The following is a 25479-nucleotide window of genomic DNA, read 5'->3' as shown; positions in this document are numbered from 1 at the left end:
TAGCTATGAGTAAAGATCCATATCGTGAACAAGCTGCCAAATCAAAAAAGAAGATTGATAGGGTTCAGGAAGTGGAGCCTGTACATGAATCCGACGGACTCCCGAGCAGAAGTGAAATACAGCGGAAGAAAAGGGAATCCAAAAAGAAAAAGACGGCGATTCAGCATCCCCTCATCAAGCTGTTGCTCGTGTTTTTCTTCCTGATGCCCATCATTTTCCTCAGCTTATATTCTTATTTTGTCAATAAATCCGGACCTCTCGTGGTCTTCTCAAGTAAAAATGGAGTCGAAGAGGTACAATACGATCAAGGGGAGCCAAGTGAGGCGGCCCCAGCTGTTGATGAGGATAAGGAAAAAGAGCAGGCCAAGAAGAAGGAAGAAGCTGAAAAAGCGAAAGCCAAGAGAGAAAAGGAAAAGGCAGAAGCGTTGAAAGCGAAGGAAAAAGCTGAAGCTAAAAAAGCGAAAGAGCGCGAAGAAGCCAAAAAGGCAAAAGAAAAAGAGGAAGCGAAAAAAGCAGAAGAAAAGAAGCAGCAGGAACAGGCTGCGATTGAACAAGAAAAAAGCGAAGAAGCGGGACGTGTGGTTCAGCATACGGTCAAGCCACAGGAAACGCTCTACCGGATTGCGATGGATTATTATCAATCCCCATCCGGTGTACAGATCATCAGTGAAGCCAATGGCATTCAAAATAATGAAATCTATACGGGACAAGTGTTGACGATTCCCTTGAATGAATAAGAACCCGCCTCCGTGGAAGGCGGGTTTTTACGTGCTTCTAAAAATAGGACGGGCTCATATAATGAATCGAGGGGGTGAGGGGGATGGATGAAATGAAAAACATCACCGACCGTGCAACGGAGCAGATGTTGACAAATCTCATTGAAAAGAAGAAGAAGTTCGATCAACTGAAGAAACAGCATCATTTTGCCCTTTGGGTGACCGCGGTGGGCTGTACCATATTCTTATACTATCTGACCCATACGGTAATTGGCCCTCATGCCTATTCAGCAGCCTCCATGATCTCCGCTTTTGTATCCAGATCGCTGCACTTGTATGCCTTCCTTGCTGTAGCAGGCATGGCAGGAGCCACCAAAATCTTTCACCAGCGTAAAGAAAAAGCGGAAAAAGAATTTCATGCCCTGCGATGCGAGATCATCGATCGCAGCAAGGATCTTTGGAAAGAAGAAGCCTGGAAGAACCGGCACATCGTGTTTGAAACAATGAAAAAACAATATGACATCAACCTGTTCCATGAAGCGAAATAGACTAAAAGAAAATTTTCCGGTCCCGTTCTTCTTTGAGGATTTCAACGGCTTCCCGGAATCGCTGAGAATGGATGATTTCCCTTTCCCTGAGGAATCGTAGGCCGTCATTCAAATCGGGATCATCACTCATATTGATGATCCACTGATAGGTCGCCCGAGCTTTTTCTTCCGCTGCAATATCTTCATATAAATCAGCAATCGGATCTCCTTTCGCGGCAATATAGGACGCCGTGAAAGGCACTCCGGCTGCATTATGATAAAAGATTGCACCATCGTGATCGACATAGTGTGCATCAAGCCCCGCCGCTTTCATATCCCCGGGGGTGGCGTCCTTGATAAGTTTATACACCATCGTTGCAATCATCTCCAGATGGGCGAACTCTTCGGTTCCGATATCGGTGAGGAGCCCGATCACCTTGTCGGGGATGGTGTACCGCTGATTCAGATACCTGAGTGCTGCGGCGAGTTCACCGTCAGCTCCGCCGTATTGTTCGATCAACAACTTTGCAAGCTTCGGATTGCATGTGCTTACCCTGACCGGGTACTGGAGCTTCTTTTCATATACCCACATAAACGGATCTCCTCCTTGGATTCGTTATACTTGCCATGGCCACGGGGCCTCTTTCCATTTCCACGGATAATCCGAGTAGCTGCTTCCGAAACTCGTGAGGGGTCCGAACTTCTTTTCAAAGGTTTTCTTGATGGATTTACGCGTTTTTACATACATATTGAACTGGGAAATCGCTTCCTGATCTGTCGGATGGGTATCGAGATAAAGGGTCAGTTCGACAATGACAAAGTCGACGGTCTGAAGCTCTTCAAGAATGTCATAGTACTCTTGGGGGAGCTGCGTCATATAAGATTAGTCTCCTTTCATCTTTTCATAAGGACTGTAGTATGGATCATAGAATGCTTTCCACAAGGTTCCGGTTCGCAATGCTTCGCGGGGAGTGAATTGCTCCAAGCCTGGTGGTTGAAATCCCATATAAAGCTGAGGGGGAGTGGAGTACACCTTCATGGTGATGGGGGGACATGGGTCAAACGGGCTGACATATGGTTCATAGGTTTTATAAAAACTGCTCATTCCTACGCCTCCTTCATCAGGATCCTTCATAGAAGCATATGAAACTGGGGAGAAAACATGAGGAAAATAAATGCCGTGGATAGAAGGGATGGGCCCTGTCGACGTTGAATTATATACTATACAAAAATAATATAGAGGTGGTACAGCCATGTTTGTCAAAAGCGTGATGATTCCCAAGCATAAGTGTTATGTCGTAAGTGTAGACGAATCCTTGAAAAAAGTACTGGATGTCCTTGAACATCATAAAATCGATGGTGTACCCGTACTGTCGAATGGAAAATACGCGGGAACGATCAGCCGTTTCTCCATCTATCGGCATTATTTTGAGTCGGGGATGGAAAAAGACGTGTTCCTCAATGAAGTGAAAGCAGGTGAAGTGGCATCGGAACAAGGCACTTACGTGACGGAGAAGGAAGTGTTCGAGAGTGCGTTGGTCCTGCTTCAGGATGCTCCGATCCTTCCTGTGGCTGGTGAAGATAGGGAATTCCTCGGTCTGATTACACGATTCGATGTACTGGATCACTTCAAAAGTGCTTTCGGCATGAATACGAAGGGAATAAGGATCGCTTTCTCCTCAGTGGAGACCGAGGGAAGAATCGCCCGTCTGGGGGATATCATCCAACAACATTCCGAGTCTGTCATCTCATTGGTCACGTTCGATGAAACGGATAAACTCCTGCGGAGGATCGTTCTAAAACTCGAGAAAAAGGATAATATGAACAAATTCATTTCCAAGTTGGAGAAGTCGGGCTTCAGGATCCTGGATATACACGAAGATGAATGATGTGAATGAAATTCATCCCCTCTCATACGTTGATGTATGGGAGGTTTTTTTTATGCGTGAAATCCGGTTACTGGTACTATCGATCCTGTTCGGAGGTGTTTTCATCCGTCTGTTCCCTGTTCATAAAGGTGAGTCAATCTCGGACCTCATCGTGGGCGCCGTCCTCAGTCCGGGCGGCTTCTTCGTGGCTTCTGCATTCTTTATTGCGGGGTTCATTCTTCAAGGGAAGGTAATCAAGGTGGAAATTCAAGCCCTTAGGGACAGGAAGCCGAGATATATTCTCATGTTCACCCATTTACTGTCCATCCTCGCATTAACGTGGGTTGGTTGGGTGCATGCTTGTATATTCATATCCATTTCATGCGTGTATGGTATGATATCTTTAGATTTGAAACGAGAGGGCGGACGTCATGTGGATCATTAGTATTCTTTTAATCGTTGGGGTTTCCCTCATAGTGTACATGGTGAAGGAGGCGTTCGCCGATCGGGTGAGGGAACTCACGTTTCGATTCCCTTCATACCCGGTAGATGCTCCTCCTATGAAGATATTCTTCCTGTCCGATATACATAAACGAAGGATTTCTGAAAACATTATACATGCAGTGGAGGATAAAGCGGACGTAGTCGTCATCGTTGGAGACCTGACCGAGGGAGGGGTCCCCCTGTCCAGGGTGGAGGAGAATCTTGATGCATTATCTTCCATTGGACCGATTTTTTTTGTGTGGGGGAATAATGATTACGAAGTGGACCCGGACCGGCTGAAGGCTCTATTTCAAAAAAAGGGTGTCCGGGAGATCGTGAATGATACCGCAGAATACGGTGCAGTGACCTTCATCGGGGTAGATGACGGAACACTTGAAAAGGCTGACCTCCCCCATGCCATGAGAGGAACCGACCCCGATGCATGCCAGATCCTGCTGAGCCATGATCCTTCATTGAGTGCAGAGCTTACAGCATCGGACGGGGTCGATCTGATGCTCAGCGGCCACACCCATGGGGGACAAATAAGGCTGTTCGGATGGGGCCTTTATCCGAAGTCCGGGGTCGACCGGCTGCAGGCAGTCACAAGGGTGACGAGTGCAGGATATGGTACGTCTCTGCTTCCCCTGAGGCTCGGCGCTAAAGCTGAGACCCACATCATCACAATCGGGCACGGTTCAGGTAAGGAGTAGTCCCCCACTTATACACAGAGGTTATTCATAGCCTATACAAATTTTACACAACGGAATTTCTGGATTATACTTCTAGTGAGAAGAGTGGACATGGGGGATTTAATATGAGCAATGATAAAAAACAAGAAGGCAAGTATAATATAAAAGCGGTATCAACCATCTTAGGCGTACAACCCGGTACTCTTCGTGCCTGGGAAAGACGCTACCAGATCATCGCGCCCATCAGGAATGAATCGGGGCATCGCCTCTATACTGAACAGCATGTAAGCATCCTGCGCTGGCTTGTACAAAAGGTGGACCAGGGATTTACGATCAGCCAGGCCGTGTCGCTTCTGGACAAGAGTGAGCTTGAGGATCAGGAACTGTCACCACCTGTACAGAAGGACAGGACGGAAAGCATATCGGATGATCTATTAAAAGCATTACTGAGCTTTGACGAAACGAAGGCTCATGAATTGATCAATCAATCTTTTTCAATCTATACGATCGACAAGGTCGTCATCGATATTCTCGGTAGCCTGCTTGTCAGAATCGGTGACATGTGGGAGAACGGAGAAATCACGACGGCGCACGAACATTTCGCCACCTCGATCCTCAGGTCGAGGATCGGGATCATCATGCACTCCTTCCCCCACAACGGCATCCTGCCTAAGGTCGTGGCCGTATGTGGACCAGGTGAGTGGCATGAGCTTGGCCTCCTCATCTTCACATTGTATGTGAGAAGGAAAGGGTTCGAAGTGATTTATCTTGGGTCAAGCATCAAGGAGAATGACATTGAAGTAGTATTGGATGAAGTGCAGCCCAAGTTCCTCTTTTTCTCTTGCACGATGAGGGAGAATGTTGATGCTCTACTGGAATTGGTAGAGTCCCTGACCAAGGATCGTCCTGGCCTTGAAATCGGAATGGGAGGGTTCGCCATCGACCATCTCTCGCGTAATAAGAAAGCGGAATTCGCTGACCATATCGTCGGTCAGCAGAAGAACGATTGGGAAGCATGGCTGAAGAGCAAATTGTAGAGGTACCATGCACTGATTTACCCCCTGAACATAGTATGTGTTAAACCGTCATACACTTAGGGGGTACAAAGGATGAAGCTTGAGCGAATATCCGAAAATAAAATAAAATTTTCCATTACAGTCGAAGAACTTGAGCAAAAAGGGTTGTTCGAACAAGAAGAATGGAAAAACTCATATATGTGGCATGATTTGTTCGAAGATATGCTCGAAGAGGTCCAATGGAAGTTCGGGATCGAAGCCCAGATGGAAATCACGGTTGAAATTGAATCCTTCGATGAAAGAGAAGTCTGCATGATCCTCACCCTCGAAGCAGATGAGGATTATTCGGATTGGGAAGATATCCATGAGGAAGCTCCTGCTGGAGAGAGGCATCTCCTTGTTTTCATGGAAGATATCGAGGATATCATCTCGGCAGTCAAGCGGATTTCAGACGTCCACTGGTGGCAGCAGTCCAATGGAAATACAGGCTTGTATTTTCATGAAGGCCGCTACTATCTGTTCATCGATGATCTTTCTCCGGAGGAACGGTCATTGTTGGAAGCGATTTTACAGGAATATGGTGAGATATCGTCCATGACCAAGCATGTTCTATTGGAATACGGACGGATGCTCATTGAAAGAGATGCAGACCGAGAGCTTCTTCGTTTCTTTTGATGCCCCAAACTCCCTATAGATGCACGTTCAGGTCACTTTCGTATGAAGGTGATTTTTTTGCTTGTTCTATGCGGTAAGAAGCGGGTGGCACCAGTCACGTCGCCAAAACGAAAGGGAGATAATGATAAAATTTGAAATGTTAAAAATTAAAATGAAAGCGATTACAGTTTTTGTCCGTTTTTTGCATTTCTGCCTTTGCACAGGAGGATCAAACGTGTATACTATGCTATGAAAGCGGACGACACGTCTTATCACAGTGTAGAATACTGGGAGGTTTAGTATAAAAATGGTAGCCGATAAGGGGAAAGAAAGTCATCAGCATGATGTATTGAAATCAACGCAAACGGTTATTCATCTTGCATTGGATAAATTGGGGTATCCCGAGGAAGTATTCGAATTACTTAAAGAACCTCTCCGTATGTTGACGGTGAAGATTCCGGTGCGGATGGACGACGGGAAAGTGAAGGTGTTCACAGGATATCGGGCGCAACACAATGATGCGGTCGGGCCGACCAAGGGAGGTATCCGTTTCCATCCGAACGTCACGGAGAAGGAAGTAAAAGCCCTTTCAATCTGGATGAGCCTGAAATGTGGCATCGTAGATCTGCCTTACGGTGGAGGAAAAGGTGGTATCATCTGTGATCCAAGGGATATGAGCTTCCGTGAACTGGAGCGTCTGAGCAGGGGATACGTCAGGGCCATCAGCCAAATCGTCGGTCCCTCAAAAGACATACCGGCTCCTGATGTGTTTACAAACTCACAAATAATGGCTTGGATGATGGATGAGTACAGCCGCATCGATGAATATAATTCCCCAGGGTTCATTACGGGAAAACCATTGGTGCTGGGGGGCTCCCATGGTAGGGAGACGGCGACTGCCAAAGGGGTGACGATCTGCATACGTGAAGCAGCCAAGAAAAAAGGAATTGACTTGAAAGGGGCGCGTGTAGTGGTCCAGGGCTTCGGGAACGCAGGGAGCTTCCTGGCTAAATTCATGCATGATGCAGGAGCGAAGATCATTGGCATCTCTGATGCATATGGTGGATTACACGATGAGAACGGTCTTGATATCGACTATCTGCTCGACAGGAGGGACAGTTTCGGGACCGTCACCAAGCTTTTCAACGACACGATCTCAAATGAAGAGCTCTTAGAGCTCGATTGCGATATTCTCGTCCCCGCTGCCATTGAAAATCAGATAACAGAAGAGAATGCCCATAATATCAGGGCAGGGATCGTGGTGGAAGCTGCCAATGGACCAACGACCCTTGAAGCCACGAAGATCCTGACGGAACGCGGCATCCTCCTTGTGCCGGATGTCCTGGCATCGTCAGGCGGAGTGACAGTCTCGTATTTCGAGTGGGTTCAAAACAATCAAGGCTACTACTGGACGGAAGAAGAAGTAGAAGAGAAGTTAGAGAAAATCCTTGTGAATTCGTTCCAGAATGTCTACGATACCGCCCAAACGAGGCGCGTCGACATGAGGCTCGCTGCCTACATGGTCGGCGTCCGTAAAATGGCGGAAGCGTGTCGGTTCAGGGGCTGGATTTAAGAAATTCAATGAGGTCGTCCGATAAGGGCGGCCTTTTTCGATTGGGTGGGGAGGGGGAAGGGAAGAGTTGAGGGTCATGATTCTTTGACCTCCTTTTAAAAGTATTACATAATATGTGTAAGACCAAACCAGAAAAAGATCCATTGTATTTGAAGGAGTGTCACAGTTGAAAAAAGAAGATTGCATCATCGTCGGTGGGGGGCCGTGCGGTTTATCGGCTTCCATCCGATTGAGAGAACAAGGATTGAATCCTTTAATCATTGAAAAGGGAAATATCGTGAACGCCATCTATCATTACCCGACACATCAGACATTCTTCTCCTCCAGCGAGAAGCTCGAGATCGGGGACGTTCCGTTTGTCATTGAAGAGCATAAACCGCGCAGGAATCAGGCGCTTGTTTATTATCGTGAGGTGGCGAAGAGGAAGGATCTGAGGATCAATCGCTTTGAGACAGTGGAGAAGGTGGAGAAAACGGGGGACACCTTCGTTGTCTCTACCACAAAAGATCAATATGAGTGTAACTATATCATCATTGCCACGGGTTATTATGATCACCCCAATTATATGGGGATACCTGGAGAAGAATTGGATAAAGTGTACCATTACTTCAAGGAGGCCCATCCCTTCTTTGACACGGATGTGGTGGTGATCGGCGGGAAAAATTCGGCTGTCGATGCCGCACTTGAACTGAATAAGGCAGGAGCAAGGGTCACGGTCATCTATAGGGGCAGTGAGTACTCGAAGAGTGTGAAACCGTGGATCCTTCCTAATTTTGATGCCCTTGTACGAAACGGTGAAATCAAGATGGAATTCGATGCATGCGTGGAAGAAATCACGGATGAAACAGTCACCTACAGCAAGGATGGGAAAACCTTCTCGGTTACAAATGACTATGTATTTGCCATGACGGGCTATCACCCTGATCACAGTTTTCTTACCAAGATGGGGATTGAGCTTGATCCTGAATCCGGAAGGCCTTTGATCAACGAAGAGACGATGGAAACGAATGTTGACAACATCTATATTGCAGGTGTCATCGCGGCCGGTAATAATGCCAATGAAATCTTCATTGAAAACGGCAGGCATCATGGAGGACTGATCGCAGAGGATATCGCAAGGAAGGAAAGATAGAAAAAGTCGGGACAAAATTAAACAGGGACCATGGAGTGACGAACACTGTCCGTATAAATTCCTTATTCCGCTCATGATTTCCGTGCAAGACCTCACTTTCAATGAGTAGCCCCTGATCCTCCGCCTGGGGTCTCCCGGCACCGCAGGAGATTTTGTCTTGTACTCCGATCGACTGCTGGAATTGCTGGAATAGTCATGTTCATTAAGCAAATTAAAAACCCGAATTCATACTCCTGATATCAGGCAAATGAATTCGGGTTTTACTATAACTAAAACAAGTTGTCCGAGCCTTTTTTATTGTTTGAAAATCAATTCAAGCTCATTCATATCGCTTGTCTGGGATAGGGCGACCATTAGCTTGATCCGAGCTTTCTGTCCGTTGAGGCCGTTTGAGAATATGACCCCTTTTTCCTTAAGTTCCTTGCCTCCGCCTGCGTAACCGTACACATCCTGAGCAATTCCGTTAAAGCATCTGGATACAAGCACCACCGGTATGTTGGCGGCAATAAGATCATCAATTCCTTCGAGTGCGCCAGGTGGAAGATTACCTTGTCCGAGTGCCTCAATGACGACTCCTTCGTAGCTTAGATCCTTGATCGCTTTCAGCAGATCGGAATCCATTCCTGCGTAAGCTTTGATCAATGTCACCTTTTTGGAGACGTCACATACATGATAATGCTCATTTGAAGTGGGCTGGTGATGATATAGGATGCCCTGCTTGGTGACAATCCCGATCGGTCCGTATTGAGGACTCTGGAAGGTCGATACATTGCTTGTGTGGGTTTTGGTCACGTTTTTGGCAGAGTGGATCTCGTCATTCAAAACGACAAGGACCCCTTTGGAGATGGACTTATCATCAGCCGCGACGCGAACCGATGATATGAGGTTGTAGAGACCGTCCGCTCCGATTTCATTGCTTGACCGCATGGCACCTGTCACAACGACTGCAATCGGCAGTGATAGTGTGAGATCCAGGAAGTAGGCCGTTTCTTCCAACGTATCCGTTCCATGCGTGATGACCACCCCATGGAAGGGCTCTTCTTTATATGAATCCTCGATCAGCCTCTTGATCTTTTCCATATGTACTGGTGTGATATGGGGAGAAGGAAGATGGAATGCCTCGATCACGTGAAGATCGGCAAGGTCGGATACGATAGATGTCTGGACAGAAAGAGGATTCTCCTTGCCTGGACTTACGGCACCGGTCTCTGCATCCTCCATCATGGAGATGGTTCCCCCGGTGTGGATGACGATGATTTTCTTTTTCATGGATTTCTCCTCCAGTCGATAAGATACTATTTTCATTCCTAGTTTAACATGATACGATGAAGGAAACGGAAAGAAAAGAGGACTTTTTATGCTGGTGATCTTATCAGCAGGCATAGCACCTGGCTTGGCGCTGCTGAGTTATTTTTACCTACGTGATGAATACGATGCAGAACCTGTGGCGCTGGTGTTCAAGGCCTTTTTATTTGGTGTGATCATCACCTTTCCAATCATGTTCCTCCAATACGTACTGGATGTCGAAGGGTTTGTTACTTCGAACTTCTCCACCGCCTATCTTTCCTCAGGATTCCTCGAGGAGTTTTTTAAATGGTTCATCCTCATCTTCGTCATTTATCAGCATGTACATTTCGACGAACCTTATGACGGTATCATTTACGGAGCAAGTGTTTCCCTAGGATTTGCGACAGTGGAAAATATCCTTTACCTCGTAGCGAACGGAGTGGAGTACGCATTCGGACGTGCACTCCTTCCTGTATCAAGTCATGCATTATTCGGTGTCCTGATGGGGTTTTACCTTGGAAAAGCAAAGTTCTCCCCGGAAGAAGGGAAGGTGAAGTGGATGATCATGTCGATCTCCCTGCCCATCATCCTGCATGGTACCTACAATTATATCTTCCTTTCAGAAAAAAACTGGGTGTATTTTATGATTCCCTTCATGTTCTTCCTTTGGTGGCTCGGATTGAAAAAGGTAAAACAAGCTCACAGGCTATCAGAACACCACTATAAATCAAAGATGATCAAGGATCCCGTAAGACACTCAGGCTGAGTGTTTTTTTTATTTCATTCAGATCTGTGCTGGTTGACCGCATATTTGAGCAAAGAGCTTTGCATAAAATGGGTGCCTCTACAAAAACTACTGAAAATGTGAAATGAGAATATGGAGGTTACGCATGATGAAGAGAATTTGGAAAGTTGGCGCTGCAGTAATGATCTGCATCCTTGTTATGATATCGTCCGAAGCATCGGAAACAGATGCGTTCACAGGGCAAGTCATCCAGCAGGGGGCCACCGGCGATGATGTCATCGAGCTTCAGGCGAGACTTCAATATATAGGGTTCTATAACGGTAAGATTGATGGGGTATTCGGGTGGGGAACCTATTGGGCCCTGCGTAATTTTCAATACGAATACGGACTGCCCATTGATGGTCTCGCAGGCAAAACGACGAAAGACAAGTTAGCCAAAGCTTCTAAGTTCGATAAACAGTATGTGCACGATCAGATCAATAAAGGAAACAAGTTCACCTACTATGGGGGCACCGACCAAAGCAAGCAGAGCACCGGGAAAGCGGACGCCAATAAAGGATCATCCGGGGCAAAACCGTCGGCCGTCAATGCACCGAGCGGCTATTCCCAGAATGATATCCAACTCATGGCCAACGCTGTCTACGGTGAGGCCAGGGGAGAACCGTATGAAGGTCAGGTGGCTGTGGCTGCCGTTATATTAAATCGGATCGACAGCCCTTCGTTTCCTAATACGGCAGCAGGAGTCATATTCGAACCAGGTGCATTCACAGCCGTGGCGGATGGTCAGATCTGGCTCACGCCGAATGAGAGGGCCAAGGAAGCAGTCATGGATGCCATAAATGGATGGGATCCGTCGTCGAGTGCTCTCTACTATTTCAATCCGGAGACGGCCACAAGTAAATGGATTTGGACCAGACCACAGATCAAGAAAATCGGGAAGCATATATTCTGTAATTAAGGGGTGATCCAAGATGATACGTGGAATAATCATTGCAGTATTAGTCATAGGCGTTGCAGGAACGGCCTTCTGGGGGTATCAGGAGCACCAGGAGAAGAATGCGATACTCATCAACGCAGAGAATAATTATCAGCGAGCCTTTCATGAATTGACATACCAGATGGACATGCTGCATGACGGAATCGGCGCCACGCTCGCCATGAATTCAAGGAAGTCTCTGTCACCGGCCTTGGCAGATGTGTGGAGGCTGACGTCACAGGCACACAGCGATGTGGGACAGCTGCCTCTATCGCTCCTGCCGTTCAACAAAACGGAGGAATTCCTGAGCCAGATCGGGGACTTCAGCTATCGTACGGCCGTAAGGGACCTCGATAAGAATCCGTTGACAGATGAAGAATACAAATCACTCGAAAAATTGTATGAACAAAGTGCGGAAATCCAGGATGAACTTCGAACGGTGCAAAATCTGGTCATGAAGAATAACCTCCGCTGGATGGATGTTGAAATGGCTTTAGCCAGTGGGAAAGAACAAACCGATAATACCATCATCGACGGATTCAAGACCGTTGAAAAAAATGTAACGGGCTATACAGAAGCAAATGTCGGGACAACGACGTTCGTAAACAATCAGAAAAAAGAAAATAATTTCAAGAAGCTTAAAGGGAAAAACATTACGAAGGATCAAGCGGTTGCTCTCCTGAGAAAGTATTCTGGCATCGGTGAATCGAAGGATGCAAGGGTCGAAAAAAGCGGGAAGGGCTCAGAGTTTCAATTCTATTCTGTTTCCATCGGTAATGGTGGGACGGATGCCAGTATGGATGTCACAAAGAAAGGTGGTTATCCGATTTGGTACATTAATAACCGCAACGTGAAGGATGCTGTCATCTCCCTGAATGAGGCATCCCGTAATGCTTCGAAGTTCCTGAACGATAATGATTTTGAGCAGTTGGAGCTGTTTGAAAGCGCGCAGTACAATAATATCGGAGTTTTCACCTTCGTGAAGACGATTGACGGGGTGAGGATCTATCCTGATTCCATCAAAGTGAAGGTGGCCCTTGACAACGGTCAGATCGTCGGATTTGCTGCAGATGAATACCTGAGGAATCATCATGACCGAGAAACGGCTGAGCCGACCATTTCGATTGAGAAGGCAAAGGGATACACCAGTCCGAATCTGAAAGTGATGGAAGAAAGACAGGCAGTCATCGTCAATGACTTGAATGAAGAGGTGCTCTGCTATGAATTCCTTGGGATGATGGGGAAGGACACCTTCAGAATCTTCATCAACGCACAGAACGGTCAGGAAGAAAAAGTCGAGCGTCTGAAAAGTACGGAACAGCTTTACTAAGAAGGAAACGGGCTAAATGGCCCGTTTTTTCTTATATAGATGAAAAATTATGGAAAACAAAAGAAAGGAATGGCATAATGAAAGTAGGTATAAAAGGATAGGAGGAAAGAACTATGTTTGAAGTTGGGATGACTCTTCAGTTGGAGCAGGACGGAGTGGAAGGGACGTATAAATGCAGAGTATGCGAACTGGAAGATGATAAGGTCCTGATTGATTATCCAATCCATCAGAAAACGGGGAAATCCATTTTCCTTATAAATGGAACGCGCCTGAAGGTGAGTTTTGTCCTGAAGGACCAGACGGTGTTGGAATGTAGGACGGATGTGGTGGGGAGAAGGATGGCGGAAATTCCTTTGATCGAGTTGGAGCGTCCATCTGAGGAAGAGTTTCAACGGATCCAGAGGCGGCATTTCGTACGGATCGAAGCACCGGTCGACATCAGCCTGAAGTTGGAGGGAAATCAGATTGTCACGGTTACGGAAGATATCAGTGCAGGTGGATGTGCTCTCATCCTGAAAGAGGACGCAGGGATCCGGGAAGAGGAAGAAGTAGAGCTATTCCTTGTCCTCCCTTTGCAAAAGGCCAACCAGTACCTTGAGCTGAAGGGAAGGGTCAGTCGAATATGGGAAAAAGACAGGAGAAAACTTGCAAGCATTGAATTCATTGCACCGGATGAAGCCCATAAGCGCCACATCATGCGATTCTGTTTTGAAAAACAGCTTGATCACAGAAAAAAAGGGTTTGCATGAATAATATCTAATGGATGGTGCATACTTTTTCTAATCAAATGGAAAAGGTGATGGAATGAAAGCCGTCGAACGAATCCTCCTTAAACTGATGATCATGCATCTGATCCTGCTTTTTGCAGCCCAGTGGCTCATCCACTATGATCCCATTCCGTCCCTTCGGAAGATCACATTTTATGAAGGGGTGGAAAAACTGACATACAGCCAAATACTCGAAACAATCAAGAATCCAGGCAGATAGGGGCGTAAAGCCCTTCCTCTCCCCCTTCCTTCCTTAGTGCTCCCCGCTATTAGCACGAACCCCTGAATGGAAAACTTTCCTGATGCGCCCCCGATGATTTATGTTAAAATGGATAAGAAATTTATTAGGAATGTAAGCAGGTGGATGAAAATGAATTTGAGAATAGCTATTGATGGTCCTGCAGCGGCAGGAAAAAGCACCGTCGCCAAGATCGTCGCGGGAAGACTGTCTTATCTTTATATCGATACAGGAGCCATGTACAGGTCCCTGACATATAAAGCATTGAATAAAGGTGTCGCTTTGACAGATGAGGATGCCCTTAAAGAGGTATTGGATGCTACGGTCATCGAGTTGAAACCTACTGATGGCGGTCAGATCGTCCTCGTAGACGGAACGGATGTAACAGATGAGATCAGGCAGGCAAACGTTACGAATTCGGTCTCACATGTTGCTGTGCACTCGAAGGTCCGTGAAGAGATGGTCAGCAGGCAGCAGCAGCTTGCCAGCGAAGGCGGCGTCGTCATGGACGGCCGCGATATCGGAACCCATGTAATACCAGATGCGGAAGTGAAGATCTTCTTGCTTGCGAGCGTGGAGGAGCGGGCGGAGCGTCGTCATTCTGAGAATTTGAGAAAAGGTTTCCCCTCCGACCTTGAAAAGTTGAAGGAAGAGATCGCCCTTCGTGATAAAATCGATTCCGAGAGGGAAGTTGCACCGCTGAAAAAGGCAGAGGATGCCATCGAAATTGATACAACCTCCCTTTCAATCAATGAAGTGGTGCAGGAAATCATGAAACAAGTGGAAAGGATCGATTGATGTGAATCTTTATTCCTTTGCAAGAGGCCTTGTGAAGTCAATCCTTTCTCCGTTGTACCGCATTCAGGTGGAGGGTCTTGAACACTTCCCCAAAGAAGGGGGCGTCCTCCTTTGCTCCAATCACATCGACAACCTGGATCCCCCGGTCGTCGGAGTCGCAGCTCCCAGACCCGTGTCATTCATGGCCAAAGAGGAACTCTTCAATGTACCGATCCTCGGGAAGATCCTTCCGGGCATCCACGCTTTCCCTGTACGGAGGGGGATGAGCGACCGGGAGGCATTGAGGAAGGGTCTGAAGGTTTTGAAAGAGGGAGAGGTTTTAGGTCTGTTCCCAGAGGGTACTAGAAGTAAAACAGGAGAAATCGGAAAGGGATTGGCGGGAGCGGGATTCTTTGCACTACGCTCAGACGCTCATGTCGTACCGTGTGCCATCATTGGACCGTACAAACCATTCCGGAAGCTCAGGGTCATCTTCGGTCCGCCAATTGATATGGAACCGATCAGGGGGCAAAAGATGAACGCCGAGCAAACGACCGACATCATCATGGGTCATATCTCCGATTTAATGAAGAACCATCATTAATATAAGCTTTCTTGCTTGACAAAAAGAGCTATTTATTAGAAGTTAATAGAAAGAATATTTAAAATGCATGCGAGAAGTTCAAATTTTTTGCAGTCATGGATTAAGGAGGAGTACATAATGGAAGACATGAATGGAATCGAAGTGAAAAATCTCGAGATTGGTGAAAGAGTTCAAGGTACCGTCACTAAGGTCGAAGAGAAGCAGGTCCTAGTGGATGTCCAGGATAGCAAGGTGGATGGCATCATTCCAATCAGTGAACTCTCAAGCCTTCATATTGAAACAGCATCCGATGTAGTCAGTGAAGGGGATGTACTTGAGTTAATCGTGACGAAAGTGGAAGAGGAGCTCTTAGTCCTGTCCAAACGAAAAGTTGATGCTGAAAAAGCATGGGAAGATATGAAAGACCGCTTTGAACAAGGGGAAATCTTTGAAGCGGAAGTCAAAGACGTCGTCAAGGGTGGTCTTGTTGTCGATCTTGGCGTACGCGGTTTCGTGCCAGCTTCACTTGTCGAAGATCACTATGTTGAGGATTTCGCAGATTACAAGAATAAGACTCTTACTTTCAAAATCGTGGAATTGGACCAGGAGAAAAATCGGTTGATCCTTTCCCACCGCGCAGTGGTCGAAGCCGAGAAGCAAGAGCAGAAGAAGCAGCTTCTCGTCGACATCGAATCTGGTTCCGTCCTTGAAGGAACCGTACAAAGAATCACTGATTTCGGAGCTTTCGTCGATATCGGTGGCGTGGACGGGCTTGTCCATATTTCTCAACTTTCCCACGAACATGTTGAGAAACCATCAGACGTAGTGACAGAAGGACAGAAAGTAACGGTCAAGGTACTAAGTGTGGACCGTGATAACGAACGGATCTCCTTATCCATCAAGGAGACTCTACCTGGGCCTTGGAGTGAGATCGCAAGCAAAGCACCAAAAGGAACCGTTCTTGAAGGGGTTGTGAAACGCCTCGTTTCTTATGGCGCATTCGTCGAGGTTTTCCCCGGCGTAGAAGGACTTGTGCATATTTCCCAGATTTCTCACAAGCATATCGGTACACCGCACGAAGTTCTTCAGGAGAACCAGGATGTGAAAGTGAAGGTCCTTGATGTGAATGAAGCAGATCAACGCCTTTCATTGAGCATCAAGGCGCTTGAAGAAAAAGAAGCGGAAGTAACCGATTATGAAATGCCGGAAGAAAGCACAGGGTTCCAGCTCGGTGAAATGATCGGTGATAAACTGAAAGACTTGAAATAAAAGCAGGTTTGACTACAATCCCCTTGCCGATGGCGGGGGATTGCTTTACGATAAAATACAAAATGGTGATGCGTGTGACAAGAGCTCAAAGAAAACAGGATCATATTAAACATGCTTTATCAACAGGTCAGCTTCGAAAGACCGGTTTTGATGAAGTAGCTTTTGTTCACCAAAGCTTACCGAATATAGCACTTGAAGATATAGATCTTCATACAAAAATCGGCGGACTTGAGTGGAGTTCGCCGATTTTCATTAATGCTATGACCGGTGGTGGCGGGGAACAAACATCCAAGATCAATGAGGATCTCTCGGTTCTTGCCAGGGAAACAGGTATGGCTATAGCCGTGGGGTCCCAGATGTCCGCACTGAAGGACACGTCAGAAAGATCCACATATGAAATCGTTCGGAAATATAATCCTGAGGGGATCGTCCTTGGGAACCTGGGCAGCGAGGCTACGGTTCAGCAGGCACAGGACGCCGTGGAGATGATTCGGGCTGATGCCCTTCAAATCCATCTTAATGTCATCCAGGAACTGACCATGCCTGAAGGGGATCGTGACTTCAAAGGAGCACTGGAGCGAATCGGATTGATTGCAGAAGGCCTGTCTGTACCTGTCATAGTGAAAGAAACCGGCTTCGGAATCAGTAGGGAAGCGGCACAGGCCCTTTCCCGAACGAAGATAGCCGGGATCGACATCGGTGGCTTCGGGGGTACCAACTTCTCAAGAATTGAAAATCAACGTCGTGAAAGGATGCTTCATTTCTTTGATGATTGGGGCATTCCGACGGCCATTTCCATTGCAGAAGCCCATCAGGCCACAGACCTTCCAATCATTTCCTCAGGTGGTATCATGAATAGTCTGGATATCGTCAAGTCGATCAGTCTCGGGGCATCGGCTGCCGGTATGGCAGGTGTACTTCTTGGTAAACTATTGGGCGATGGACTTCAAGCTACCATTAAGGAAGTCAATGAGATTCATACGGATATACGCTATCTTATGAGTGCTTTGGGCTGTGAGACGCTTGAAGATCTCCATCAGACACCCCTCATCCTCACGGGGAATGTGTACCACTGGCTGATGGTACGTGGCCTTGAACCAGAACGATTCAGCAGAAGGGGAATATAAAAAAGAACGGATCCAAGAGGATCCGTTCTTTTTTATGGGACTTGAACCCGAACTTATCTGGGAGCAGTTGGGTCACCTATGTTTTCTGCTTTCAGCAGGGCTTTCCATGCTTGTAGCGCCTTTGTAATGAAGCCCCTGGTCTCGATCTGATTCCACTCGCTTACTCTGTTTCAGTTTCTTTTCTTGACGATCTTTTCCCATGTGTCTGTCACCCCCTTCCTTTATTTTTTCAGGGATGATTTTTCTCATACATGAATGGGATACATAAATATTTTCCATAATGTAGATAATAAGGGAGAGTGAACGTCATGGAAGGTATATTTTATTTGTGGATATTATGGGGAGTTTGGGTTTACAGTACGTTTCTAATGAAAAAGGGACGGGCCCGCTTCTGGATCTCCTTTTGCACTTTGGTGCTGGTTGCTTCCTTTCCATATGAATTCGGAATGGGTCACTACCAAGTCACCGTTCCCTTGGTACTCATTGTAGTATTGGCCCTGTGGACCATAAGAGAGCTGCCGCTACATAAAAAATTGTATCTTTTCATCAGCTTGATCTCAACGGCCATGTGCCTGACAGGTGTGAAGCTGGTATCGATCTATGACCCTGTCCTGGTGATCGTAGACCCCTTCATTCTTGATGTATCGGTCCTGATTATAATGGGTTTCCTCTTCTACAGCGACGTTGCTTCAAGGAATGTGAGGTATGCATCTGTCCTTCTTGGAGGTGCCTTGGGACAGGTATTCATCGGAATGATTTTGACGACCATCGGTTTTGGCCATACGATCGGTGAGCACAAGTACATGGACGCAGCTGCCGTATCGTTCCTTATCCTAGTCGGGATCGATGGGCTTCTGTTTATAAATCGATTATTTAATGCGAAACTTCAGGAAAACAAGGGGGATGCACATCACTTATGAATGACTATGTTTTTCCGGTGATCTTCGGGGTAGTGGCAGGGACCCTGACACGAATCTATATGCTGCGAACGGACTACCGGCAATATCCGACGTATCTTCACGGCAAGATCATCCACATTGCACTTGGATTCATTGCATCCGGTCTTGGGGCCATCGCGATCCCTGCCCTGATGGAAGAGAACTTCACGGCCATTACCTTTCTGACGGTGGCGGCTTCACAGTTCAGGGACGTCCGTAATATGGAGAGGACGACACTCACGGAACTGGATGCCTATGAGCTTGTACCACGTGGCGCCACCTATATAGAAGGGATTGCGGTTGCTTTTGAAAGCCGTAATTATCTGGTGATCTTCACTTCATTGATTGCGACCTTGACTTTCATTGTGTTCAATTTTTATATCGCCCTTGTCGTCAGTCTGGTCTGTATGTTTGTGTCCCACCTGCTGATGGCTGGAGGGAAGCTTAAGGATATTGTGGATATTGAGTTCATCAAGCCTCATTTTGATGGCCCCGGCTTATATGTCGATAATATCTACATCATGAATATCGGACTTCCTGCAAGACAGGAGGAAATCATGAAGTACGGGATGGGCTTCATCCTCGCGCCCAAAACCTTCGATGCCAGTTCGACACTAGCGAACCTTGGTCAACGACAGGCGATCCTCCATGATATCTCCACGTCGCTTGGGATCTTTAAAGATTCCGGTACGCCTGCCCTTACACCGCTGGCAAAGCGGGATCTTGATGATGGCCGCGTGGGAATCTTCGTGCTACCTCAGAAAAAGGATGTCGATCTGGCAATCTCCATCCTCGGTCAGGTACCGACGCTTGAAAATGCCATCAGGATGCCTTCTGAATCCAAGGCGAACAAGGAGGCCCATAAATGAGCACGGTCATACAAAAATTCATACTGGCAGCAGTTACCACTTCGCCTGAAAGAGTGCCTTCAGGAACAGCGGTCTTTCACTGTAAAACCATTGAAGAACTGCAGAAAGTGTGCAATAACCTGGAAGCCATCCTTGATGGGATTGCCCATGAATTGGACGAAGGCTTATTCATTATTGTAAAACACTAATTGCTAGTTTCATCTTTTATTGTTAAAATACTTAAGTTAAGGGGACTGACCCAGTGAAGGGCCAGTCCTTCTCTACATAAACGCGAATTAATGAAACGGAAGCGATAGATAGAAAGGGTGAACAATATGACAAAGCCAGTAGTAGCCATCGTCGGACGTCCGAATGTCGGGAAATCGACGATCTTCAACCGCATCGTCGGTGAACGGATCTCAATCGTCGAAGATGTACCTGGTGTGACGAGGGACCGGATCTATAGTTCTGCAGAGTGGCTGACTCATGAATTCAATATGATCGATACGGGTGGGATCGAGATCGGGGACGAGCCGTTTCTAGATCAAATCAGGCAGCAAGCTGAAATCGCCATTGATGAAGCTGATGTCATCATCTTCCTGGCAAATGGAAGAGAAGGAGTGACAGCTGCGGACGAAGTGGTGGCAAAGATCCTTTACCGGTCGAGTAAACCGGTCGTTCTTGGGGTAAATAAAGTTGATAACCCGGAAATGAGGGAATTGGTATATGATTTCTATTCCCTTGGGTTCGGGGAGCCTTATCCGATTTCAGGATCGCATGGTCTAGGCCTGGGTGATCTTCTGGATGATGTGGTGAAGCATTTCAAGCAGGAAGAGGAAGAAGATTATGATGATGAAGTGATCAAGTTCTCATTGATCGGCCGTCCGAACGTCGGTAAATCATCCCTCGTGAACGCCCTTCTTGGAGAAGATCGGGTCATTGTGAGCAATATGGCCGGCACGACCAGGGATGCAGTCGATTCATCTTATTCCTACGATGGGCAGGACTATGTCATCATCGATACTGCAGGTATGAGGAAAAAAGGGAAGGTCTATGAAACAACGGAGAAATACAGCGTCCTTCGTGCCTTGAGGGCGATTGAACGATCTGATGTCGTCCTGGTCGTCATCGATGGCGACGAAGGCATCATCGAACAGGATAAGAAGATCGCAGGCTATGCCCATGATGCTGGCCGTGCCGTCATCATTGTCGTCAATAAATGGGATGCGGTTGAGAAAGACGAAAAAACCATGAACAAGTGGGAGAAGAACATCAGGGACCACTTCCAGTTCCTTGACTACGCACCGATCGTATTCTTATCGGCCCTTACCAAGAAGCGCATTCATACGCTTCTGCCGATGATCAACGTAGCCAGCGAAAACCACTCCATGCGCGTTCAATCCAGCGTGCTGAATGAAGTGGTCATGGATGCTGTCGCGATGAATCCGACCCCTACTGACAATGGGAAGCGTCTGAGGATCTACTATGCGACACAGGTGGCCGTCAAGCCTCCTACATTCGTTGTATTCGTCAATGATCCTGAATTGATGCATTTCTCTTACGAACGTTTCCTGGAAAACCGGATCAGGGACGCATTTGGATTTGAAGGAACTCCTATTCGTATCATTGCAAGAGCGAGAAAATAATGAGGCAGGTGTAGGCAGTGAAACATTCTAAAGAAGTTGCCGTGATCGGCGCGGGGAGCTGGGGTTCTGCCCTGGCCATGGTCCTCGCCGATAACGACGTACCGGTCCGCCTATGGGGACATAAACATGAACAGATCGACGAAATCAATCGTCATCATACGAACGGGAAGTATCTGAAAGATATTAAACTACCTGAAACGATCCGCGGCTATCACGATTTGGCAGAAGCCCTTCAAGGGGTGGACACGATCATCCTTGCGGTCCCGACAAAAGCGATCCGCGGGGTACTCGGACGGATTCAGGAGAAACAGGCTGGCCCGCTGACGGTTGTTCATGTGAGTAAAGGGATTGAACCGGATTCACTTTTGACGATCTCTGAAATCATCGAAGAAGAAATGGATGAAGTGAACAGGGAGGCGATTGTTGTCCTTTCTGGACCGAGTCATGCCGAAGAAGTAAGCTTGCGCCATCCGACGACGGTCACGGTCTCCTCGAAGAATATGAAGGCTGCAGAAGAAGTGCAAGATCTTTTCATGAACAAGAACTTCAGGGTGTATACAAACCCTGATCTTCTTGGTGTTGAAATCGGCGGAGCCCTGAAAAACATCATCGCCCTTGCTGCCGGGATCACGGACGGCCTTGGTTACGGTGATAATGCGAAGGCAGCCCTCATTACGAGGGGACTCGCAGAAATCGCGCGACTGGGTACGAAAATGGGTGCCAATCCCCTGACGTTCTCAGGCCTTACGGGTATCGGTGATCTGATCGTTACGTGTACAAGCGTCCACTCCAGGAACTGGAGAGCCGGAAATCTACTCGGTCAAGGAAAGAATCTCGATGAAGTCCTGGAAAACATGGGGATGGTGGTGGAAGGTGTCCGTACAACGAAGGCTGCCCATCAGCTAGCCGAAAAGTACGATGTGAAGATGCCGATCACGAATGTTCTTTATGATGTCCTATTCAATGAGGTCAAGGCGAAGGAAGCGGTCGACCATCTCATGGCAAGGGTCAAGACGAACGAAATGGAAGATCTCGTCAATATCCTCGGAGAACGTCTGACGGATTAAAAAAACAGCCATCCATGGGCATATAGAGGATACGCAACCAACAAACGTGCATACACTGTCTTGAATATATACAGCTTTGCTTATGGATGGGTAGGTCTCAAGCTGTTCAGCCGGTAATGATAGGGGGTTCCCTGGATATTATCGGCTGTTTTTTTGCGATATGTTGGAAATGAATACGCTGCATCACATAATAATGGAAACTTTGTTTCAGATTCGGATTTTTTGTTTTTTTCGGAATTTCTTATGTTATAATACAATTCGATAAATGGGAGGGGATACATCATGACATCAATGATGAAGATGTGGATTTCATTCGCATCGATGGGCTTTATGTTTTTTGCAATCATGACCATTTACTTCAGCAGGTATAAAATCAAGCAAAAGGTATTGAAATTCGTCACTGCCTTTGCGGCCTATATCATGATGATAGCCGGAGGGCTCACCATGCTCTATATCGTATTGAGCGGACCGTCAAATTAAAGCGCTTCAATCCTGTCCGAAGGTGCCGTATGATAACGGCGGGTTGAACAGCTCCATTGTGAAAGGACGATTATGATTGAATAAGAACGGAGTACTAGCCTTGCTTCTGGTCATCACCATGAGCCTCCTATCGGGATGCTTGTATCCGGAAAAAAATAAAAGCCAGAACAAAATTCCTTACGATGCCCAGGTCAAATCGGTTCAAGAAGCCGTCGATACATATCAGAAAGACACGGGCGGGCTTCTTCCGATCAAAACAAAGGAAGAAGACACCCCCATCTATCAGAAATATCCCCTGGATTTCAAAAAGCTCGTTCCTCAGTATCTCAATGAAGTACCGGGTAATGCATTTGAGAGCGGTGGTATTTTCCAATATGTCATCATCGATGCAGAAGAGGATCCCAAAGTGAAGATTTTTGATCTTCGGATGGCTGAAAGGATCAGGGAAGTGAATATCCGTATCCAGGCTCAGGATTATCCTCCTTTTGAAAAGCAGATGGCGGAAAATGTATACAAGCTCAACTATAAAGAACTTGGATATGATGATGAAGTTTATGTACAAAGTCCATATACGAATCATAATCTCCCTCTTGTTATCAACGGAGACGGGGAGATCTTCGTAGACTACTCGATGGATTTGTACGATAAAGTGAAAGATCGAAACGATGTGAAGGAAGGGGAGGACATCCGCAGGCTATTGACCGAGGATTCTCTATTCGTCCCTGCCTATTCACTCCCTTATACGATTGACGATAAGAATGAACCGGTCTTCATGACAAAATAGGCATAACCCTTCTTCTGCAAAATATAGTGTAGGAGAAGGGTTTTTTATTATGACATTTTTTATTCCCTTCTCTGTATGAAGGATCATAAATGCCAAGACATAATAAATTTCTGAAATCATTCATAAGGGGGTAAAAGGTGCATATTAATAGTCTTAAGACATTAGGACAACATCAAACCTACTGTGAGAGACAGCATAAGCGGATGAATTCGATCCTTGGAATAGAAGATAGGAGGGAGTCTCTTGGAAAGAGTCGATCTATTTAAAGACATTGCCGAAAGAACGGGTGGGGATATTTACCTGGGGGTTGTAGGGGCTGTAAGGACCGGGAAGTCGACGTTCATTAAGAAATTCATGGAACTGGTGGTCCTACCCAATATTGCAAGTGAATCCGAGCGGGCCAGGGCACAGGATGAACTGCCTCAGAGCGCTGCCGGAAGGACCATCATGACGACAGAGCCGAAATTTGTACCAAATCAGGCCATTTCCGTTCATGTGGACGAAGGCCTTGAAGTGAATATAAGATTGGTAGACTGTGTGGGGTATACCGTTCCGGGTGCCAAGGGATATGAAGATGAGAATGGCCCGAGGATGATCAACACGCCGTGGTATGAAGAACCGATCCCGTTCCATGAAGCGGCTGAGATCGGGACACGTAAAGTCATCCAGGAGCATTCCACGATCGGTGTGGTCGTCACGACCGACGGATCCATCGGCGAAATCGGCCGCGGAGATTATATCGAAGCGGAAGAGAGAGTGATTGAAGAACTGAAGGAAGTCGGCAAGCCGTTCATCATGGTCATCAACTCGGCAAGGCCTCATGCGCCGGAAACCGAAGACCTGAGACTGAAGCTTCAGGATAAATACGATATCCCGGTGCTTGCCATGAGCGTCGAAAGCATGAGGGATTCGGACGTCATGAACGTCCTGAGGGAAGCACTGTTCGAATTCCCGGTCTTGGAAGTGAACGTCAATCTACCGAGCTGGGTCATGGTGCTGAAAGAAGAGCATTGGTTGAGACAGAACTATCAGGAAGCCGTCAAGGAGACGGTGAAAGATATCAAGCGCCTGAGGGATGTAGACCGGGTCGTCCACCACTTCAGCGAAATCGAGCATATCGAGAGGGCTGGGTTGGCCGGTATCGACATGGGGCAGGGGATAGCCGAAATCGACCTGTATGCACCGGATGAGCTCTACGATGAGGTACTGAAGGAAATCGTCGGCGTCGAGATCAGGGGGAAAGATCACCTTCTGGAACTCATGCAGGATTTCGCCCACGCCAAAGCAGAATATGACCAAATATCAGATGCGTTACGGATGGTGAAACAGACTGGATATGGCATTGCAGCTCCGTCCTTGTCCGACATGAGCCTCGATGAGCCGGAAATCATCAGGCAGGGTTCACGTTTCGGCGTCAGCCTGAAAGCCGTCGCCCCGTCGATCCATATGATCAAGGTCGATGTTCAGTCCAAGTTCGAACCGATCATCGGGACGGAGAAGCAAAGCGAAGAACTCGTGCGCTACCTCATGCAGGACTTCGAAGACGATCCACTATCAATCTGGAATTCAGATATCTTCGGACGTTCCCTGAGCTCGATCGTAAGGGAAGGCATCCAGGCAAAGCTATCCCTCATGCCTGAAAATGCCCGCTACAAACTCAAGGATACACTGGAACGGATCATCAATGAAGGGTCAGGCGGTCTGATCGCCATCATCCTCTAACCGGAACCTCCCGACAGGAGCAAACGTCGGGAGGTTTTTTTATGTGAAATTCCTGACGTGCATCGCGGGTTATTCCGCCTTTCTATCGGTGATGTCCTACAGTAAAGCGTCATCACCTGTCCGCACTGAGCGGACAGGTCGGTTAGCCGGGGCATGCAAGAAGGCGGTCTCTATAAGAGGTGTCCCAGCTTATGAGATGGGTGGCATCCGGTGGGAAGCCTGAATGTGATCGGGGAT

Annotated in this window: 31 protein-coding genes; 26 read left to right on the top strand and 5 right to left on the bottom strand. The window is 47.1% G+C overall.

Features of this window, described 5'->3' with window-relative positions:
* Window positions 1-5 precede the first annotated feature (5 nt).
* Together K6T23_RS13590 and K6T23_RS13585 are read left to right on the top strand one after the other, a co-directional pair.
* Window positions 6-737 carry a LysM peptidoglycan-binding domain-containing protein gene (locus K6T23_RS13590; protein WP_079516318.1) on the top strand — a complete coding sequence of 244 codons (732 nt, stop codon included), beginning with the start codon at window positions 6-8 and terminating at the stop codon, window positions 735-737.
* A gap of 83 nt (window positions 738-820) precedes the next feature.
* Entirely contained in the window at window positions 821-1264 is a 444-nt protein-coding gene (locus K6T23_RS13585) for a DUF2663 family protein (protein ID WP_053426706.1), read from the top strand.
* Between the two features lies 1 nt (window position 1265).
* On the opposite strand, the gene K6T23_RS13580 is transcribed toward K6T23_RS13585, so the two are convergent.
* From K6T23_RS13580 to K6T23_RS13570, 3 genes are read right to left on the bottom strand one after another with little or no spacing between them, the layout of a single operon-like run.
* Window positions 1266-1835, bottom strand: a complete 570-nt coding sequence (locus tag K6T23_RS13580; protein ID WP_238281387.1) for a manganese catalase family protein — start codon at window positions 1833-1835, stop codon at window positions 1266-1268.
* Window positions 1836-1859: 24 nt separating this feature from the next.
* A complete protein-coding gene (locus tag K6T23_RS13575; RefSeq protein WP_053426708.1) occupies window positions 1860-2120 on the bottom strand; it encodes a spore coat protein CotJB in 261 nt (86 codons plus the stop codon).
* A gap of 6 nt (window positions 2121-2126) precedes the next feature.
* Window positions 2127-2348, bottom strand: a complete 222-nt coding sequence (locus tag K6T23_RS13570; RefSeq protein ID WP_053426709.1) for a spore coat associated protein CotJA — start codon at window positions 2346-2348, stop codon at window positions 2127-2129.
* Between the two features lie 148 nt (window positions 2349-2496).
* Between K6T23_RS13570 and K6T23_RS13565 the strand changes: the two genes are divergently transcribed.
* From K6T23_RS13565 to K6T23_RS13535, 7 genes are all read left to right on the top strand, one after another.
* Window positions 2497-3132 carry a CBS domain-containing protein gene (locus K6T23_RS13565; protein ID WP_056535651.1) on the top strand — a complete coding sequence of 212 codons (636 nt, stop codon included), beginning with the start codon at window positions 2497-2499 and terminating at the stop codon, window positions 3130-3132.
* A gap of 52 nt (window positions 3133-3184) precedes the next feature.
* Entirely contained in the window at window positions 3185-3556 is a 372-nt protein-coding gene (locus K6T23_RS13560) for a hypothetical protein (RefSeq protein ID WP_238281385.1), read from the top strand.
* Window positions 3543-4304 carry a metallophosphoesterase gene (locus K6T23_RS13555; RefSeq protein WP_079516315.1) on the top strand — a complete coding sequence of 254 codons (762 nt, stop codon included), beginning with the start codon at window positions 3543-3545 and terminating at the stop codon, window positions 4302-4304. Before K6T23_RS13560 ends, K6T23_RS13555 begins: the two co-directional genes overlap by 14 nt.
* A gap of 104 nt (window positions 4305-4408) precedes the next feature.
* The gene (locus K6T23_RS13550; RefSeq protein ID WP_148984522.1) at window positions 4409-5320 is read left to right on the top strand and encodes a MerR family transcriptional regulator; all 912 of its coding nucleotides are present in this window, start codon (window positions 4409-4411) and stop codon (window positions 5318-5320) included.
* A 72-nt stretch (window positions 5321-5392) separates the two neighbouring features.
* Complete coding sequence (locus tag K6T23_RS13545; RefSeq protein WP_079516313.1) at window positions 5393-5974, top strand: adaptor protein MecA; 582 nt, start codon at window positions 5393-5395, stop codon at window positions 5972-5974.
* A 286-nt stretch (window positions 5975-6260) separates the two neighbouring features.
* On the top strand, window positions 6261-7526 hold the full coding sequence (locus K6T23_RS13540; protein WP_238281383.1) for a Glu/Leu/Phe/Val family dehydrogenase: 1266 nt from the start codon (window positions 6261-6263) through the stop codon (window positions 7524-7526).
* Between the two features lie 166 nt (window positions 7527-7692).
* Window positions 7693-8658, top strand: coding sequence for a YpdA family putative bacillithiol disulfide reductase (locus K6T23_RS13535; protein ID WP_079516312.1), 966 nt, complete (start codon window positions 7693-7695; stop codon window positions 8656-8658).
* Between the two features lie 294 nt (window positions 8659-8952).
* Here K6T23_RS13535 and K6T23_RS13530 read toward each other — a convergent pair whose 3' ends face one another.
* Complete coding sequence (locus K6T23_RS13530) at window positions 8953-9927, bottom strand: asparaginase (protein WP_079516311.1); 975 nt, start codon at window positions 9925-9927, stop codon at window positions 8953-8955.
* Between the two features lie 88 nt (window positions 9928-10015).
* On the opposite strand from K6T23_RS13530, the gene prsW reads away from it, so the two are divergent.
* From prsW to fni, 9 genes are all read left to right on the top strand, one after another.
* Window positions 10016-10711 (top strand): glutamic-type intramembrane protease PrsW, encoded by a 696-nt coding sequence (gene prsW / locus K6T23_RS13525; protein ID WP_238281381.1) that lies wholly within the window; start codon window positions 10016-10018, stop codon window positions 10709-10711.
* Between the two features lie 160 nt (window positions 10712-10871).
* Window positions 10872-11648, top strand: coding sequence for a spore cortex-lytic enzyme (gene sleB / locus K6T23_RS13520; protein WP_373921212.1), 777 nt, complete (start codon window positions 10872-10874; stop codon window positions 11646-11648).
* 13 nt (window positions 11649-11661) lie between these two features.
* Window positions 11662-12996, top strand: a complete 1335-nt coding sequence (ypeB, locus tag K6T23_RS13515; protein ID WP_238281379.1) for a germination protein YpeB — start codon at window positions 11662-11664, stop codon at window positions 12994-12996.
* 113 nt (window positions 12997-13109) lie between these two features.
* On the top strand, window positions 13110-13745 hold the full coding sequence (locus tag K6T23_RS13510; RefSeq protein ID WP_238281378.1) for a flagellar brake protein: 636 nt from the start codon (window positions 13110-13112) through the stop codon (window positions 13743-13745).
* A gap of 55 nt (window positions 13746-13800) precedes the next feature.
* On the top strand, window positions 13801-13983 hold the full coding sequence (locus K6T23_RS13505) for a YpfB family protein (protein ID WP_273546581.1): 183 nt from the start codon (window positions 13801-13803) through the stop codon (window positions 13981-13983).
* 144 nt (window positions 13984-14127) lie between these two features.
* On the top strand, window positions 14128-14799 hold the full coding sequence (gene cmk, locus K6T23_RS13500; RefSeq protein ID WP_079516308.1) for a (d)CMP kinase: 672 nt from the start codon (window positions 14128-14130) through the stop codon (window positions 14797-14799).
* Between the two features lies 1 nt (window position 14800).
* The gene (locus K6T23_RS13495; RefSeq protein ID WP_056535689.1) at window positions 14801-15382 is read left to right on the top strand and encodes a lysophospholipid acyltransferase family protein; all 582 of its coding nucleotides are present in this window, start codon (window positions 14801-14803) and stop codon (window positions 15380-15382) included.
* 114 nt (window positions 15383-15496) lie between these two features.
* The gene (gene rpsA / locus K6T23_RS13490) at window positions 15497-16630 is read left to right on the top strand and encodes a 30S ribosomal protein S1 (RefSeq protein WP_053427759.1); all 1134 of its coding nucleotides are present in this window, start codon (window positions 15497-15499) and stop codon (window positions 16628-16630) included.
* 74 nt (window positions 16631-16704) lie between these two features.
* Complete coding sequence (gene fni, locus K6T23_RS13485) at window positions 16705-17757, top strand: type 2 isopentenyl-diphosphate Delta-isomerase (protein ID WP_238281375.1); 1053 nt, start codon at window positions 16705-16707, stop codon at window positions 17755-17757.
* Between the two features lie 72 nt (window positions 17758-17829).
* Here fni and K6T23_RS13480 read toward each other — a convergent pair whose 3' ends face one another.
* A complete protein-coding gene (locus K6T23_RS13480) occupies window positions 17830-17958 on the bottom strand; it encodes a YpzI family protein (RefSeq protein WP_079516307.1) in 129 nt (42 codons plus the stop codon).
* Window positions 17959-18065: 107 nt separating this feature from the next.
* Between K6T23_RS13480 and K6T23_RS13475 the strand changes: the two genes are divergently transcribed.
* The 8 genes from K6T23_RS13475 (at window position 18066) to spoIVA (ending at window position 25242) form a co-directional block, all read left to right on the top strand.
* Complete coding sequence (locus K6T23_RS13475; RefSeq protein ID WP_420493472.1) at window positions 18066-18677, top strand: YphA family membrane protein; 612 nt, start codon at window positions 18066-18068, stop codon at window positions 18675-18677.
* A complete protein-coding gene (locus K6T23_RS13470; protein WP_056535695.1) occupies window positions 18674-19564 on the top strand; it encodes a YIEGIA family protein in 891 nt (296 codons plus the stop codon). Before K6T23_RS13475 ends, K6T23_RS13470 begins: the two co-directional genes overlap by 4 nt.
* A complete protein-coding gene (locus K6T23_RS13465; RefSeq protein WP_048005893.1) occupies window positions 19561-19752 on the top strand; it encodes a capping complex subunit for YIEGIA in 192 nt (63 codons plus the stop codon). Before K6T23_RS13470 ends, K6T23_RS13465 begins: the two co-directional genes overlap by 4 nt.
* 126 nt (window positions 19753-19878) lie before the next feature.
* A complete protein-coding gene (der, locus tag K6T23_RS13460) occupies window positions 19879-21189 on the top strand; it encodes a ribosome biogenesis GTPase Der (RefSeq protein ID WP_053426726.1) in 1311 nt (436 codons plus the stop codon).
* 77 nt (window positions 21190-21266) lie between these two features.
* A complete protein-coding gene (locus K6T23_RS13455; protein WP_238284438.1) occupies window positions 21267-22256 on the top strand; it encodes an NAD(P)H-dependent glycerol-3-phosphate dehydrogenase in 990 nt (329 codons plus the stop codon).
* A 282-nt stretch (window positions 22257-22538) separates the two neighbouring features.
* A complete protein-coding gene (locus K6T23_RS13450) occupies window positions 22539-22736 on the top strand; it encodes a DUF2768 domain-containing protein (RefSeq protein ID WP_056535708.1) in 198 nt (65 codons plus the stop codon).
* A 76-nt stretch (window positions 22737-22812) separates the two neighbouring features.
* Window positions 22813-23520: a hypothetical protein gene (locus K6T23_RS13445; protein WP_420493471.1), complete on the top strand. Its 708-nt coding sequence runs from the start codon at window positions 22813-22815 to the stop codon at window positions 23518-23520.
* 243 nt (window positions 23521-23763) lie between these two features.
* A complete protein-coding gene (spoIVA, locus tag K6T23_RS13440) occupies window positions 23764-25242 on the top strand; it encodes a stage IV sporulation protein A (RefSeq protein WP_048005889.1) in 1479 nt (492 codons plus the stop codon).
* Window positions 25243-25479: the final 237 nt, after the last annotated feature.

It is taken from the genome of Rossellomorea marisflavi (assembly GCF_022170785.1).
In the GTDB taxonomy this organism is placed as follows: domain Bacteria; phylum Bacillota; class Bacilli; order Bacillales; family Bacillaceae_B; genus Rossellomorea; species Rossellomorea marisflavi_B.
The sequence above is the reverse complement of the archived record's forward strand: the minus strand, read 5'-3'. Positions and strand labels throughout refer to the sequence as shown.